Source organism: Agrobacterium tumefaciens, assembly GCF_005221325.1.
Taxonomy (GTDB): domain Bacteria; phylum Pseudomonadota; class Alphaproteobacteria; order Rhizobiales; family Rhizobiaceae; genus Agrobacterium.
Genome location: NZ_CP039888.1, coordinates 2,247,823 through 2,260,492, shown reverse-complemented (window position 1 = coordinate 2,260,492; position 12,670 = coordinate 2,247,823). Strand labels below are relative to the sequence as shown.

General features: G+C 58.7%; 14 protein-coding genes. 7 read left to right on the top strand and 7 right to left on the bottom strand.

From position 1 onward, the window contains the following. Positions 1-78 precede the first annotated feature (78 nt). The 7 genes from CFBP5499_RS11710 to CFBP5499_RS11680 all read right to left on the bottom strand — a co-directional run bounded on the left by CFBP5499_RS11710 (position 79) and on the right by CFBP5499_RS11680 (position 6,916). Positions 79-1,038, bottom strand: coding sequence for a sugar kinase (locus tag CFBP5499_RS11710; protein ID WP_080824370.1), 960 nt, complete (start codon positions 1,036-1,038; stop codon positions 79-81). Between the two features lie 20 nt (positions 1,039-1,058). After that, complete coding sequence (locus CFBP5499_RS11705; RefSeq protein ID WP_080824371.1) at positions 1,059-2,117, bottom strand: ABC transporter ATP-binding protein; 1,059 nt, start codon at positions 2,115-2,117, stop codon at positions 1,059-1,061. 29 nt (positions 2,118-2,146) lie between these two features. Next, positions 2,147-2,968: a carbohydrate ABC transporter permease gene (locus CFBP5499_RS11700; protein WP_170985890.1), complete on the bottom strand. Its 822-nt coding sequence runs from the start codon at positions 2,966-2,968 to the stop codon at positions 2,147-2,149. 14 nt (positions 2,969-2,982) lie between these two features. After that, positions 2,983-3,921 (bottom strand): carbohydrate ABC transporter permease, encoded by a 939-nt coding sequence (locus tag CFBP5499_RS11695; RefSeq protein ID WP_080824373.1) that lies wholly within the window; start codon positions 3,919-3,921, stop codon positions 2,983-2,985. Next, positions 3,921-5,252, bottom strand: a complete 1,332-nt coding sequence (locus CFBP5499_RS11690; protein ID WP_080824374.1) for an ABC transporter substrate-binding protein — start codon at positions 5,250-5,252, stop codon at positions 3,921-3,923. Before CFBP5499_RS11690 ends, CFBP5499_RS11695 begins: the two co-directional genes overlap by 1 nt. Before the next feature lie 102 nt (positions 5,253-5,354). Continuing rightward, positions 5,355-6,011: a GntR family transcriptional regulator gene (locus CFBP5499_RS11685; RefSeq protein WP_080824375.1), complete on the bottom strand. Its 657-nt coding sequence runs from the start codon at positions 6,009-6,011 to the stop codon at positions 5,355-5,357. 20 nt (positions 6,012-6,031) lie between these two features. Further along, positions 6,032-6,916: a dihydrodipicolinate synthase family protein gene (locus tag CFBP5499_RS11680; protein ID WP_080824376.1), complete on the bottom strand. Its 885-nt coding sequence runs from the start codon at positions 6,914-6,916 to the stop codon at positions 6,032-6,034. Between the two features lie 273 nt (positions 6,917-7,189). On the opposite strand from CFBP5499_RS11680, the gene CFBP5499_RS11675 reads away from it, so the two are divergent. The 7 genes from CFBP5499_RS11675 (at position 7,190) to rutF (ending at position 12,501) form a co-directional block, all read left to right on the top strand. Continuing rightward, a complete protein-coding gene (locus tag CFBP5499_RS11675) occupies positions 7,190-7,801 on the top strand; it encodes a biliverdin-producing heme oxygenase (protein WP_080824377.1) in 612 nt (203 codons plus the stop codon). Positions 7,802-8,264: 463 nt separating this feature from the next. After that, positions 8,265-9,356, top strand: a complete 1,092-nt coding sequence (gene rutA / locus CFBP5499_RS11670) for a pyrimidine utilization protein A (RefSeq protein WP_080824378.1) — start codon at positions 8,265-8,267, stop codon at positions 9,354-9,356. Beyond that, on the top strand, positions 9,353-10,093 hold the full coding sequence (gene rutB, locus CFBP5499_RS11665) for a pyrimidine utilization protein B (RefSeq protein WP_080824379.1): 741 nt from the start codon (positions 9,353-9,355) through the stop codon (positions 10,091-10,093). Before rutA ends, rutB begins: the two co-directional genes overlap by 4 nt. Before the next feature lie 26 nt (positions 10,094-10,119). Next, positions 10,120-10,506, top strand: coding sequence for a pyrimidine utilization protein C (gene rutC, locus CFBP5499_RS11660; protein ID WP_080824380.1), 387 nt, complete (start codon positions 10,120-10,122; stop codon positions 10,504-10,506). A 14-nt stretch (positions 10,507-10,520) separates the two neighbouring features. Continuing rightward, positions 10,521-11,312: a pyrimidine utilization protein D gene (rutD, locus tag CFBP5499_RS11655; RefSeq protein ID WP_175416699.1), complete on the top strand. Its 792-nt coding sequence runs from the start codon at positions 10,521-10,523 to the stop codon at positions 11,310-11,312. A gap of 17 nt (positions 11,313-11,329) precedes the next feature. After that, positions 11,330-11,935, top strand: a complete 606-nt coding sequence (locus CFBP5499_RS11650; RefSeq protein ID WP_080824381.1) for a malonic semialdehyde reductase — start codon at positions 11,330-11,332, stop codon at positions 11,933-11,935. A gap of 41 nt (positions 11,936-11,976) precedes the next feature. Further along, positions 11,977-12,501: an NADH-dependent FMN reductase RutF gene (rutF, locus tag CFBP5499_RS11645; protein WP_080824382.1), complete on the top strand. Its 525-nt coding sequence runs from the start codon at positions 11,977-11,979 to the stop codon at positions 12,499-12,501. Positions 12,502-12,670 lie beyond the last annotated feature (169 nt).

Below are 12,670 nucleotides of genomic sequence, written 5' to 3'. Positions count from 1 at the left end.
TCTGACTTGACGTTAGACTACTTCGCCGGGAAACGGCATCGCAAAAATGGAATAGTTTTATGCGGGCAATGGATGCGTTCAGGAGGCGCGCAGCGCGGCTTCGCCTTCACGCTCCATCCATTGCCGCATCGCGTCTTCCGTCTCCTCGCGCGTCGGTGCGCCGATGCGACCGCCGAAGACCGTGCATTTCAGCGCGGCGGCAACGGAGGAGAGGCGGATGGCGGCGCGGCTTTGCATGCCTTCAGCCATCGCCAGCGCAAAGGTGCCGTGGAAGATATCGCCCGCTGCCAGCGTATCCACTGCCTTAACCTGCATGGTCGTCTGGAAATGCACCGTGGGATCGCCCGCTTCCGTCCACCAGCAGCCCGCCGGTCCGGCGGTGACGGCGATGAAGGTCTGCGGGTAGCGGGAATGCAGCACCGGCAGCATGTCCTTCACCGTTTCAAGCCCGGTCAGCCGGGCGGCGGCGGGTTCGGAAAAGACGATATGGGTCGCGGCAGGGGCAAGCTTCTCCAGTGTTTCCACCGGCGCCACATCGCCATCCAGAATGGCGGGTTTGCCAAGCGCGCGCGCCACAGTCAGCACATCGAGCGCCAGCTCCGGCCAGCGCACATCCACCAGAACGGCATCGAACGGGGCAATATCTGCCGGCGTACAGGAGCGTTTTTTCTCATGCAGGCGATGATCGTAAAAAGGCACGATCAGCCGTTCTCCCCGGTCATCGATGATGATCGTCGACAGGGCCGAGCGCGCGCCGGCGGCGATGGTCATGCCGGCAACATCGATGCCGCTTTCGGCGAGATCGCGCAGGATGCGGGTGCCGGTTTCGTCGTCGCCCACCGCGCCCCAGAGGCTAGCGCGACCCCCCATGCGATGGGCGGCATAGGCGGCGCTGGAGGCCATGCCTTCGGCAATCTGCAGCATCTCATAGGGCAGGACCTTGCCTTCGCCCTTCGGCATGTCATGCACACGGAAAAGGGTGTCCAGCACGGCGGCACCCACGCAGAGCACATGCTTGCCGCCCGCTTCCTTTACCATTCTCTTCGCTCCTGCCCTGTTCAGATGCGCTTGCCACTGTCCTTGTCGAACAGATGCACCGTTGCCGGATCGATGGCAATGTGGATCGTATCGCCGAAGCGCACGTTGAGCCGCTCGCGGAACAGGCAGGCGATCTCGTCGCCCTTGCAATTGAGCTTGGCGTAGATTTCCGAGCCGGTGCCTTCGACCAGTTCGACCCGGCCTTCGATGCCGGTTTCGGCGGCACGGATGTGTTCCGGGCGCACGCCGTAGACGAGATCGCGACCGCCGAGCTTGCCGATATCGGCATTGGTGGGTAGCGGCAGGCTGAGGCCCTTTGCGGTGCGGAACACGCCTTCCTCGAGACGGCCACGAATGAAATTCATGGCGGGCGAACCGATGAAGCCGGCAACGAAGAGGTTGGCGGGATGGTCGTAAAGCTCGAGCGGCGCGCCGATCTGTTCGATCACGCCGTCATGCAGGACCACGATCTTGTCGGCCATGGTCATGGCCTCCACCTGATCATGGGTAACGTAAATGGTGGTGGTGCCGATGCGCTGGTGCATGGCCTTGATCTCGCCGCGCATCTGTACGCGCAGCTTGGCATCGAGGTTGGAAAGCGGCTCATCGAACAGGAAGACCTGCGGATCGCGCACCAGCGCGCGGCCCATGGCGACACGCTGGCGCTGGCCGCCGGAAAGCTGGCGCGGATAGCGGTCCAGCAGCTTGTCCAGCCCCAGAATAGCGGCGGCCCTGTCGACCTTGGCCCTGGTTTCTTCGGCACTGACCTTCTTCAGCTTCAGCGCGAAGCCCATATTGTCCTTGACAGTCATATGCGGATAAAGCGCGTAGTTCTGGAAGACCATGGCGATATCGCGGTCGCGGGCGGGCAGGTGGCTCACCTCCCGCGCACCGATATGGATTTCGCCGTCGCTCAGTTCCTCCAGCCCGGCGATCATCCGCAGCAGGGTGGATTTGCCGCAGCCCGAAGGACCGACCAGCACGACGAATTCGCCATCCTTGATGTCGATGTCGATGCCATGAATGACGTTGACGGAGCCGAAGCGCTTCTGGACGTTCTGAATATTGACCGGTGCCATTGTGGAGGTTCCCGTTATGATTTGTTGGTTCAGCCGCCTTTGACGGCGCCGGCGGTCAGTCCCGCCACGATCTGTTTCTGTGCGAACATGGTGAGCAGCAGCACCGGCAGCGTCACGATCAACGCGGCTGCGGCAAGCGGCCCCCAGCTCACCTGTTCGAAGGACAGCATGTTGTAGACCGCCACCGGCAGGGTGCGCGTTTCACGGCTGGCCAGCACGATGCCGAAGACGAAGTTGTTCCACGAGAAGATGACCGCGAGGATGAAGGAGACGACGATGCCGGGCTTGGCAATCGGCAGCGCCACCAGCCGGAACACCTGCCAGGAGGATGCGCCATCGATGCTTGCCGCTTCTTCCAGTTCCTTCGGCGTGGTTTCGAAATAACCGATCATGATCCAGACGACGATTGGCACCGTGACCACAAGATGGATGATGATCTGCGGCCAGAGCGTGCCGAGCAGGTTCAGCCATTGAAACAGCAGGAACAGCGGGATGAGGAAGGAGAGGCCGGGCGTCATGCGGGCGATCATGATGACGACGGCCGATTTTTCCGCCTTCAGCCTTGCGATGCCGTAGCCGGCGGGTACGCCGATGACGAGCGCCAGAATGGTCGCGGCACCGGTGACGAGGACCGAGTTCCAGAAATACAGGAAGAAGTTATTCTCCTCGAACACCTTCACATAATTCGACCAGGCAAACCGTTCCGGGATCAGGATAGGCGGATAGGCGCCGTTATCGATTTCGTATTTCAGCGACAGTGAGATCATCCAGATGAAGAACAGGATGACCGGCGAGATCATCACCAGCGCCACGAAGAACAGGCCGATGCGGTCGAGGTTTTTGCGTTTCAGGATTTTAGCGGACATCAGCGATCCTCCATCTCGTTCCATTGCGCGCGCTGGCGCACCATCAGAAGCACGAAGGAGAGCGCCACGATGATGATGAAGAAGACGACGGCCATGGCTGAGCCGTAACCGATGTCGTAATAGGAAAATGCCGTATTATAGAGATAGATGTTGATGGTTTCAGATGCCGTGCCGGGCCCCCCTTGAGTCATCGCATAGATGATGTCGAAGCTTTTAACGGCATCGATGGAGCGGATGATGACGGCGATCATCAGAAACGGCGCAATCATCGGCATGGTCAGGTAGCGGAACTTCTGCCAGGCGTTGGCGCCGTCGATTTCGGCGCTTTCATAGGGTTCGCGGGGTACTGCGGCGAGACCGCCGAGCACGATCAGCATGACGAGCGGCGTCCATTGCCAGGTTTCCACCAGTACCAGCGAGGGGATGACTGTCGACTGGTTATAAATCCACTCCAGCGGCCCGATGCCGATGAGGGACAGAAGATAGTTCAGAACGCCGAGCTGCGGGTGGAACATCATGGTCCAGACGAGCGCGATGGCGACCGGGGTCGCCATCATCGGCATCACGAAGACGCCGCGCAGAAAACCGCGCAGCGGAAACTGCGCATCGAAAACCAGCGCTGCCAATGTTCCGAGAAACAGCGGAGCGACGACCGACAGTACGGTATAGATGAGCGTGTGCCACAGCGATTCCCAGAACCTTAAATCGCTGGCGAGCCTGATATAGTTATCAAGACCGATAAAGCTCTGCTCCTGTCCGAGCGTCCAGCGATGCGCGCTCATCCAGAGGGTGAAGACCCATGGAAAAACGATGACAGCCGAAATGACGACGAGGGCCGGTATGACGAAGGGCCAGTAATTGGGAGCAAGCCTTGCCGGCTTGCTCCCTTCTCTGCGGCTCGCGCCTGTCTTGGTGTTTTCGATGCTCAAGGAGGCCATTATCCCTCGCTACGCGCCAGAACGGGGGCGAACTGTTCCGTTGCCTTTTTAAGTTCGGCTGTCGGATCAGCACCGCCGATCATGTTGGTGAGGCCGACGCCGTAGATGTCGCGGAACTCCGTCACCGGAATGATGACCGGCAGGGCAAGCTGCGAGACCTTGCCGGAGCCGACGACAGCATCCAGCCAGGCGGCCGGCATCTTTACGCCTTCGCGCACCTTCTGGTCTTCGAGGATGGACTGGCGGAATGGAACGCCGGCACCCGCCTGCAACAGACGCGCACCCATGTCGTGCGAGATCGCCCATTGGCAGAAGAGGTAAGCGGCTTCCTTCTTGCTGCTGGCTTCAACGACGCCGAGGCCATCACCAAACGTGCCGGCGGCCTGAACTGCCGGGCCTTTCGGCATGACGCCGTAACCGACCTTGCCGACGACGCGGGATTTTTCCGGGTTCTCGATCGGCGGCGCAAAACCGACGCCATCGAACCACATGCCGATCTTGCCCTGCAGGAAGGCCGACTGTGCTTCCGCCCAGTTGAAGCCGGAAACGCCGGGAGGGGCGGCTTTGGTCATCAGGCGCTGATAGAGCTTGGCGGCTTCCACCGCTTCCTTGGATTCGGTGTCGATTTTCCCGTCCGCGCTGATCGGCTTGGCGCCGTAACCCAGCATCAGAGAAGTCCAGACCGGGGTGTTGGCGTTTTTCAGGCCTCGTGCCACGAAACCATAGGTGTTGGTTGCGGGATCGGTGATCTTTTCCGCCGCCGTCACCAGTTCCTCGAAGGTCTCAGGGTATTTCAGGCCCTTTGCTTCGAAGAGTTCCTTGTTCCAGTAGACGATCCAGTAGTCCACCGAGAAGGGCAGCGAGCGCAGCACGCCGTCGCTATCCTTGGCGAACAACATGCCGGCTTCGGCGAAATCCTTTTCGACCAGCGAAGGATCGGTCAGCGACGGGTCTTTCAGGAAGCCGCTGATATCGGCCAGCCACTTGCCCTTTTCAAATTGCCGTTTCTGAACGTGGTAGCTCAAATGCACCACATCGAAGCTCGGCTTGCCGGAGGAAAGCTCGATCACCACCTTCTGGCGCTGCTGTTGTTCCGGCGTCGCTTCGGCATTGACCTTGATGCCGGTCAGCTCTTCGAATTCGCCGAGATATTTGATCAGCGTTTCGCTGCGCGGGCTTTTGACAAGATTGACTTCAAGGGTGGTGCCGGCGTGTTTCTTCCAGTTCACCGCCGCCGATGCCGGGCGAATGCCGAGCACCGCGCTGCCGCCAATCGCGGCCGTGCCTGCCAGAAAGGCGCGACGCGTGGGGTTGAGCAATGAATGCTTCATATCAGTTCTCCTCCAGTTAGCCGGAAATCTCCTCACCCCGGCTTGTTGCTTATTTTCATGCAATTCCAGCGCAGACCTTCTCTAGTCCCTGCCGGAACTGTCTTATACCGCCAGCGCCCTGTCCCTCGCGTTACGGATATGGGCGGTCAGTCGCTCCACGGCGTCTTCGACGGATCGCCTCTCGATGGCTTCGAGAATGACGAGATGTTCCTTCATCACCGACTTCACATGGCCGGCGATGCGAAAGCGCTCCTGATTGATGAGGCGCATCTTAATGGAATTGACGCGGTAGGCATTCGAGATGATCGAATTGCCGAGCGAGTCGATAAAGGCGTCGTGCATGCCCCAGTCCACCTGCTGGGCGTGCTGGTCCAACTCCGGCGATTCCCCGCCTTTTTCAGCCGCTTCGGCAATATCGCGATGCTGTTTCAGGAGCTTCGCGATAGCCTCGTCCGAGGCCGTACGGGTAAAGTTCGCCACGGCCTCCTTTTCGAGAAAGATGCGGAACTGGAACGCCTCGCGGATGAGGTTGATGTCAATATGGGCGACCTGCAATCCCCGCTGCGGCACGGTCTTGATCAGACCTTCCGCTTCCAGCCTCGGAATTGCTTCCCGGATTGCGCCCAGCGGCAGACCCGTCAATTCCACGAGGCGGCGTTGCGAGATGAATTGCCCCGGACGAACGTCACGCGAGAGAAGGTGATGCGTAAAGCTTTCATACGCCCGTTCCCGCAATGTCTGTTCGCCGGTATCGTCCATGCTCAACCTTTCAGCTTTGTTCAGGCGGCCTGTTTCCGAAACAGCGCATCGAAAGCGCCTTCGATCTGCCGCCGGTCTTCCGGTGAAATGGCGACGAGCGGCGCGCGCACATCCGACCAGATATTTTCCCCTGTCGTGTGTGATACCAGCACCTTGACGGCGGGCGTAACCGGGAATTTCAGAAGTTCCACAACAAGATCGACGATGCGTGGGTCGTCCTTACCGTCTACGGCCATGGCGCGCACTTCCTGCGTCAGGAAATTGGCGACGCCGGAGATGGCGCCCTGACCGCCGAGGCGAACACCCCTGGCAAGATCACGCTCATCACCGATCAGGATGGCGAGATCGCCATGCTCTTTTAGCAGGCGCTCGGTATGGCTCCAATTGCCGGAGGAATCCTTGACGCCGGTGACGATGCCCGGAAACGTGGCCTTAAGCCGTCCCACCAGCTCGACGGAGAGCGTTACCATGGTCACGGAGGGGATGTTGTAGACGAGAATGTCGCGCGCATCCTTGCCGATCTTCGAAAAGACTGCCGAGAACCAGGCAAACAGGCCATCATCGCTGACATTCTTGAAATAGGAGGGCGGGGCGAGCAGAATATTGCGAGCGCCGGTTTTCAGGGCTTCCGCCGATTGATCTGCCGCATCCTCGATGGAATCCACCAGAACGCCGGTGACGATGCGCGACGGCGCAACGCCGGCCTCGATGAAGCGGGAGAGGATGGTTTGCCGTTCGCGGCTGCCGACGGAGCAGCCTTCACCTGTCGTGCCGAAGAGTGTCACGCTGTCGCAGCCATTTGTAAGGCAGCGGCGGGCATGGGCGATCATGGCGTCGATATCAACCGATCCGTCCGTCTTGAACGGTGTCGTCAGGGCTGCCGAAAGGCCGAATTTCTGGGTCAATTAAGATGCTCCTCCAAGGTGGCAGCGGATTGATGGCATACTGACATGTTAGTTGTAAAGAGGTAATTGCAATATGATTGTTCAGAGTGTGAGGGTGGAGGAATTTGCTTCGGAGATGAGTTCGGGGCCGGTCCGGAGGGGCACGGGTTTATCGCGGTGCGAGACGCGCAAGCCTCATCGGCAGGGAGACGGAAAAATGCGAAAATAAAATTTGACTGTTGGAGTAAAGATTTTTATCAGGCACTCTGAATATAGGGACAAGGGACCATTATCATGACTATTGCGGAGCCGGCAGCGCCTGTAGCAGAGATCGAGCAGAGCCGCGTCAAGCGCCTGAAGGCAGCGACGCGTGGCGCGCATGGCGATCTCGATAGTTTCATCATGGCATCGAAGCCATTCGAAAGCCGGGAAAACTTTGGCAAATTCGTCGAAACGCAATATCTTTTCCATCGCGATCTCGATGCCTTTTTCTCCAATGCAACGCTTGATGGCCTCTTGCCCGACCTCAAGGGCCGCCGCCGCCTGGCGATGATCGAGCAGGACCTTGCCGATCTCGGTCACGCAATTCCCGAAACCCAGGCACCGCGCTTCACCAGCGAAACGCCGTTCGATCTGCCTGAGGCCATGGGCTGGCTTTACGTGGTCGAAGGCTCGAATCTCGGTGCCGCTTTCCTGCTGAAAGATGCGGCGAAACTCGGCCTCACCGAAGAATTCGGCGCACGCCATCTGGCCGGCGCTCCGGAAGGACGCGGCCTGCACTGGCGCACCTTCACCGCCGCGCTCGATGAAATCGCGCTCACGGTCGAAGAGGAAGAACGGGTTGTCGCTGGCGCCGAGGCTGCTTTCCGGGCCGTGCATGCCTATGCGCAGCAGCGCCTCGTCTGAGGTTTTGGCATAGCTCAGCAATGGTTGTTGTCATAGCGCGTGAAATACCTCGTTGCGCGTGCGTGTTTGACTGAGGCGCAGCATCCTTACGCCTTCACCCCGGACCCGATCCGGGGCCTAGTGCGATCAAGTCCTTGATCGCGTGAGACTCTCTTCACGGCGCAGACGCGGCGTGGCTGGATGCCGGATCAAGTCCGGCATGACGGAAAGAGCTTTTTGGGATACCCTGCAACGTTCTGGGGCTGTTGCGACAGCCTCCCATTTCCCATTTGTCGATCTTCATTTCTGCCAAATAAACAGGCAAATTTATTTACCGAATGATAAAATTTTTATCTTTTGGTAAAAAGAAATACAGCTCTAAAAAATTATCCAATTGATAAATTTATTTTATTTGGTTTGGCACGGAACCTGCTACTCTTTCTTCAAATCAGGAGACACCTGATGCCAAAAAGGGAACAGCAAAATGGAAGTTGGTGTATTTATACCGATCGGGAACAATGGCTGGCTCATCTCCGAGAATGCGCCGCAATATAAGCCGAGCTTCGACCTGAACAAGGCGATCACGCTGAAGGCGGAGCAATATGGTTTCGACTTTGCGCTGTCGATGATCAAGCTGCGCGGCTTTGGCGGGAAGACCGAGTTCTGGGACTATAATCTGGAATCCTTCACCCTGATGGCGGGCCTCGCCGCCGTCACTTCCAAGATCAAGCTGTTCGGCACCGCGGCCACTTTGGTCATGCCGCCGGCTATCGTTGCCCGCATGGCGACGACGATCGATTCCATTTCCGGCGGGCGTTTCGGCATCAACCTGATTACCGGCTGGCAGCGTCCGGAATATAGCCAGATGGGACTTTGGCCGGGAGACGATTATTTCGGCGACCGTTACGAATATCTCGGTGAATATACGACTGTTCTGAAAGAACTGCTGACGGACGGCCAGTCGGACTTCAAGGGCAAGTTCTTCCAGATGGACGATTGCCGCATGAAGCCGGTGCCGCAGGGCGACGTGAAGCTCATCTGCGCCGGTTCCTCCAATTCCGGCATGGCGTTTTCGGCCAAGTTTGCCGATTACAGCTTTTGCTTCGGTGTTGGCGTCAATACACCGAAGGCCTTTGCGCCCACCAATGAGCGACTTCTGGCTGCAACGGAAAAGTCCGGTCGCGAGGTTAAATCCGTGGTTCTGACCATGATCCTCGCGGAAGAAAAATCCGAGGATGCTTGGGCGAAGTGGGAGTACTACAAGGCGGGCGCGGATGAAGACGCGATTAAGTGGCTCGGCCTGCAAAGCGCTGTCGACACCAAGTCCGGCTCCGACACCAACGTCCGGCACATGTCCAATCCCGTCTCGGCGGTCAACATCAACATGGGAACGCTGATCGGCTCCTACGAGGAAGTGGCGGCCATGCTCGACGAAATGAGCGAAGTGCCGGGAACGGGCGGCGTGATGCTGACCTTCGACGATTTCCTTGAGGGCGTCGAAAAATTCGGCAAATATGTGCAGCCGCTGATGAAGAGCCGGGCGCATGTTCAGGCCGGACTGGAGGCTGCGGAATGAGTGAAACCGTCGTGGCGGGTTACAAGGGGCCGGAAAGCCGGTCGGAAAGTGTCACGCTTCCCGCAAGGCCGGAGCCGATCACCCTGAAACCCAGCGAGACTGCCGTTGTCGTGGTCGACATGCAGAACGCCTATTCCACCGAAGGCGGTTACGTCGACCTTGCCGGTTTCGACATTTCCGGGGCCAAGGGCACCATCGCCAATATCAAGAAGACGCTGGATGCGGCGCGGGCGGCGGGTGTTCAGGTCATTTATTTCCAGAATGGCTGGGACAAGGATTATGTCGAGGCGGGCGGGCCGGGTTCGCCCAACTGGCACAAGTCCAACGCGCTGAAAACGATGCGCAAAAGGCCGGAGCTGCAGGGTCAGCTTCTGGCCAAGGGGACGTGGGACTACGCCATCGTTGATGATCTGCAACCGCAGCCCGGCGATATTCTGGTGCCGAAAACGCGTTACAGCGGGTTCTTCAACACCAATATGGATAGCGTCCTGCGCGCCCGTGGCATCCGCAATCTGGTCTTCGTCGGCATCGCCACCAATGTCTGCGTCGAAAGCTCGCTACGCGACGCTTTCCATCTCGAATATTTCGGGGTGATGCTGGAGGATGCCACGCATCATCTGGGGCCAGACTATATCCAGCAGGCGACGGTCTACAATGTCGAGAAATTCTTCGGCTGGGTCGCCACCGTCAATGATTTCTGCGGCGTCATCTCGCAGGCCGCACCCGTCAGCGCTTGATATCCAACCACAAAGAGGAGAACGAAATGCCGAAAAAGATCGTCGTGCCTGCCGGAACCAGCAAGCCCATTGCTCCCTTTTCGCCGGGAACCCTTGCCGATGGCGTGGTTTACGTGTCCGGCACGCTGCCCTTCGACAAGGACAATAATGTCGTGCATGTGGGCGATGCGAGCGCCCAGACCCGCCATGTTCTTGAGACCATCAAGTCGGTCATCGAAACCGCCGGCGGAACGATGGAGGATGTGACGATGAACCATATTTTCATCACCGACTGGTCGAATTACCAGGCCGTCAACACGGTCTACGCCGAATATTTCCCCGGCGACAAGCCGGCGCGTTATTGCATCCAGTGCGGTCTCGTGAAGCCTGATGCATTGGTGGAGATCGCCACCGTCGCCCATATCGGCAAATAGGAGCGGACGGCAAGATGATGCATTTCGAGGTTCATGGCCGAGCCGACCCTGAGGCGCCCACCATTCTGTTGTCATCGGGATTGGGTGGTTCTGGTGCCTATTGGACACCGCAGATCGAGGTCCTCTCCGATCATTTCCGTGTGGTCACCTATGACCATCGCGGAACCGGCAGGACCGGCGGCGAGGCGCCGGAGGAGGGCGGCATATCGGCGATGGCGGATGATGTGCTGGAGATCGTCTCGGCGCTGAACCTCGAAAAATTCCACTTCATGGGCCATGCGCTCGGCGGTCTGATTGGCCTCGATATCGCGCTGCGCCAGCCCGGCCTCATCGACCGGCTTGTACTCATCAATGCCTGGAGCAAGGCCGATCCGCATTCCGGGCGCTGCTTCGATGTGCGGATCGAGCTTCTGGAGAAATCCGGTATCGAGGCATTCGTCAAAGCCCAGCCGCTGTTTCTTTATCCGGCCGCCTGGATGTCGGACCATCAGGAGCGACTGGCGCGTGACGACGCCCATGGCGTCGCGCATTTTCAGGGCAAGGCAAATGTGCTTCGGCGCATTGCAGCGCTTCGGGCATTTGATGTCGATAGCCGTCTAAGCGAGATCGACAATCCGGTGCTGGTGGTGGCGACGAAGGACGATCTTCTGGTGCCCTTTACCCGCTCTCTGCGTTTGGCGGACGGTTTGCCGAAAAGCGAACTTTGCCTTCTCGATTTCGGTGCGCATGCGGTGAACATCACCGAAGCCGAATTTTTCAACACAAGGCTTCTGCAGTTCCTGCTGCCGGCCACCCGAACATTCTGACAGGATTTTTGAGCAAGATGACGAAAGCACTTGATGACAATGCACTGGACAACGGGGCACTGGCAACGCTTTTCACCGAAGCGCGCACCCATAATGGCTGGACGGACAAGCCGGTCAGTGACGAGACGCTGAAGGCGCTTTACGACCTGACGAAGATGGGGCCGACGTCGGCCAATTGCTCGCCCGCGCGTTTCGTCTTCGTGCGCAGCCCGGAAGGCAAGGAGAAGCTGAAGCCCGCGCTGTCTTCCGGCAATCTCGAAAAGACCATGGCCGCACCGGTGACTGTCATCGCCGCCATTGACAGTGAATTTTATGAGAAACTGCCGGAACTGTTTCCCCACGCCGATGCGCGTTCATGGTTCACCTCCAGCCCTGCTGTGGCCGAAGAAACGGCCTTTCGTAACGCCACGCTTCAGGCCGGGTATCTGATCCTCGCCGCCCGCTCTTTGGGGCTGGATACCGGCGCCATGTCCGGTTTCGACAAGGGCAAGGTAGATGCAGCGTTTTTTGCCGGCACGACGTGGAAATCCAATTTCCTGATCAATCTCGGTCATGGCGATCCGTCGAAGCTCTTCGGCCGCCTGCCGCGCCTTGGCTTTGAAGACGCCTGTGTGCTGGCTTGATGTGTGCTGGCTTGATGGCCTGTTAAGGAAGGATGAGTTAGATGCAGATGATGTCTCTCGAAAAGGAAGCGGAAATGGAGACGAAGACTGCTGAGCAACGCAGCCTCGATTATAGAAACGCCATGGCGCGGCTCGGTGCGGCGGTCAACATCGTCACGACCAACGGTGCAGCAGGCAGGGCGGGCTTTGCAGCGACGGCCGTTTGCAGCGTTTCCGACAATCCGCCCACGCTTCTCGTCTGCCTCAACCGAAATGCCTCAGCCTACAAGGTGGTGAAAGCAAACGGTGTTATCTGCATTAACACGCTCGCCGCCCATCACGAGGTGCTGAGCACGCTTTTCGGCGGCAAGACGCCGGCGGAAGAACGTTTCGCTGCCGGCAACTGGGGCGTGCTTGAAACCGGCGCACCGGTTCTGGAAGATGCACTCGTCTCTTTCGATTGCCGTATCCGCGAGGCCCATGACGGCGGCACGCATGATATTCTGATCTGCGATGTCGTCGATATGAAGATCAATGCGGGCGAAGAAGCACTAATGTATTTCAACCGGCGTTACCGGGTGCTTTGAGGGCAGTCTCTGCGGCCGGATGATACCGCTTAACTCACGTCCCGAGGATCTGCAACCGATTGATTTTGTTCGACGTGGACAGATCCTCGGGACAAGCCCGAGGATGACGGTGGAGGTTTATTTTCACGTCAGTAGAAAGGGCGTTCCCGGTCGGCCGGAAACGCCCTTT

Excerpts from the sequence above, each read along its gene's own strand:
- CFBP5499_RS11650 (WP_080824381.1), top strand. The coding sequence starts at position 11,330 with ATGACGAAAGCACTTGATGACAATGCACTGGACAACGGGGCACTGGCA.
- CFBP5499_RS11690 (WP_080824374.1), bottom strand. The coding sequence starts at position 5,252 with ATGAAGCATTCATTGCTCAACCCCACGCGTCGCGCCTTTCTGGCAGGC.
- rutA (WP_080824378.1), top strand. The coding sequence starts at position 8,265 with ATGGAAGTTGGTGTATTTATACCGATCGGGAACAATGGCTGGCTCATC.
- CFBP5499_RS11695 (WP_080824373.1), bottom strand. The coding sequence starts at position 3,921 with ATGGCCTCCTTGAGCATCGAAAACACCAAGACAGGCGCGAGCCGCAGA.
- CFBP5499_RS11705 (WP_080824371.1), bottom strand. The coding sequence starts at position 2,117 with ATGGCACCGGTCAATATTCAGAACGTCCAGAAGCGCTTCGGCTCCGTC.
- CFBP5499_RS11685 (WP_080824375.1), bottom strand. The coding sequence starts at position 6,011 with ATGGACGATACCGGCGAACAGACATTGCGGGAACGGGCGTATGAAAGC.
- CFBP5499_RS11710 (WP_080824370.1), bottom strand. The coding sequence starts at position 1,038 with ATGGTAAAGGAAGCGGGCGGCAAGCATGTGCTCTGCGTGGGTGCCGCC.
- rutC (WP_080824380.1), top strand. The coding sequence starts at position 10,120 with ATGCCGAAAAAGATCGTCGTGCCTGCCGGAACCAGCAAGCCCATTGCT.
- rutF (WP_080824382.1), top strand. The coding sequence starts at position 11,977 with ATGCAGATGATGTCTCTCGAAAAGGAAGCGGAAATGGAGACGAAGACT.
- CFBP5499_RS11675 (WP_080824377.1), top strand. The coding sequence starts at position 7,190 with ATGACTATTGCGGAGCCGGCAGCGCCTGTAGCAGAGATCGAGCAGAGC.
- rutB (WP_080824379.1), top strand. The coding sequence starts at position 9,353 with ATGAGTGAAACCGTCGTGGCGGGTTACAAGGGGCCGGAAAGCCGGTCG.
- rutD (WP_175416699.1), top strand. The coding sequence starts at position 10,521 with ATGATGCATTTCGAGGTTCATGGCCGAGCCGACCCTGAGGCGCCCACC.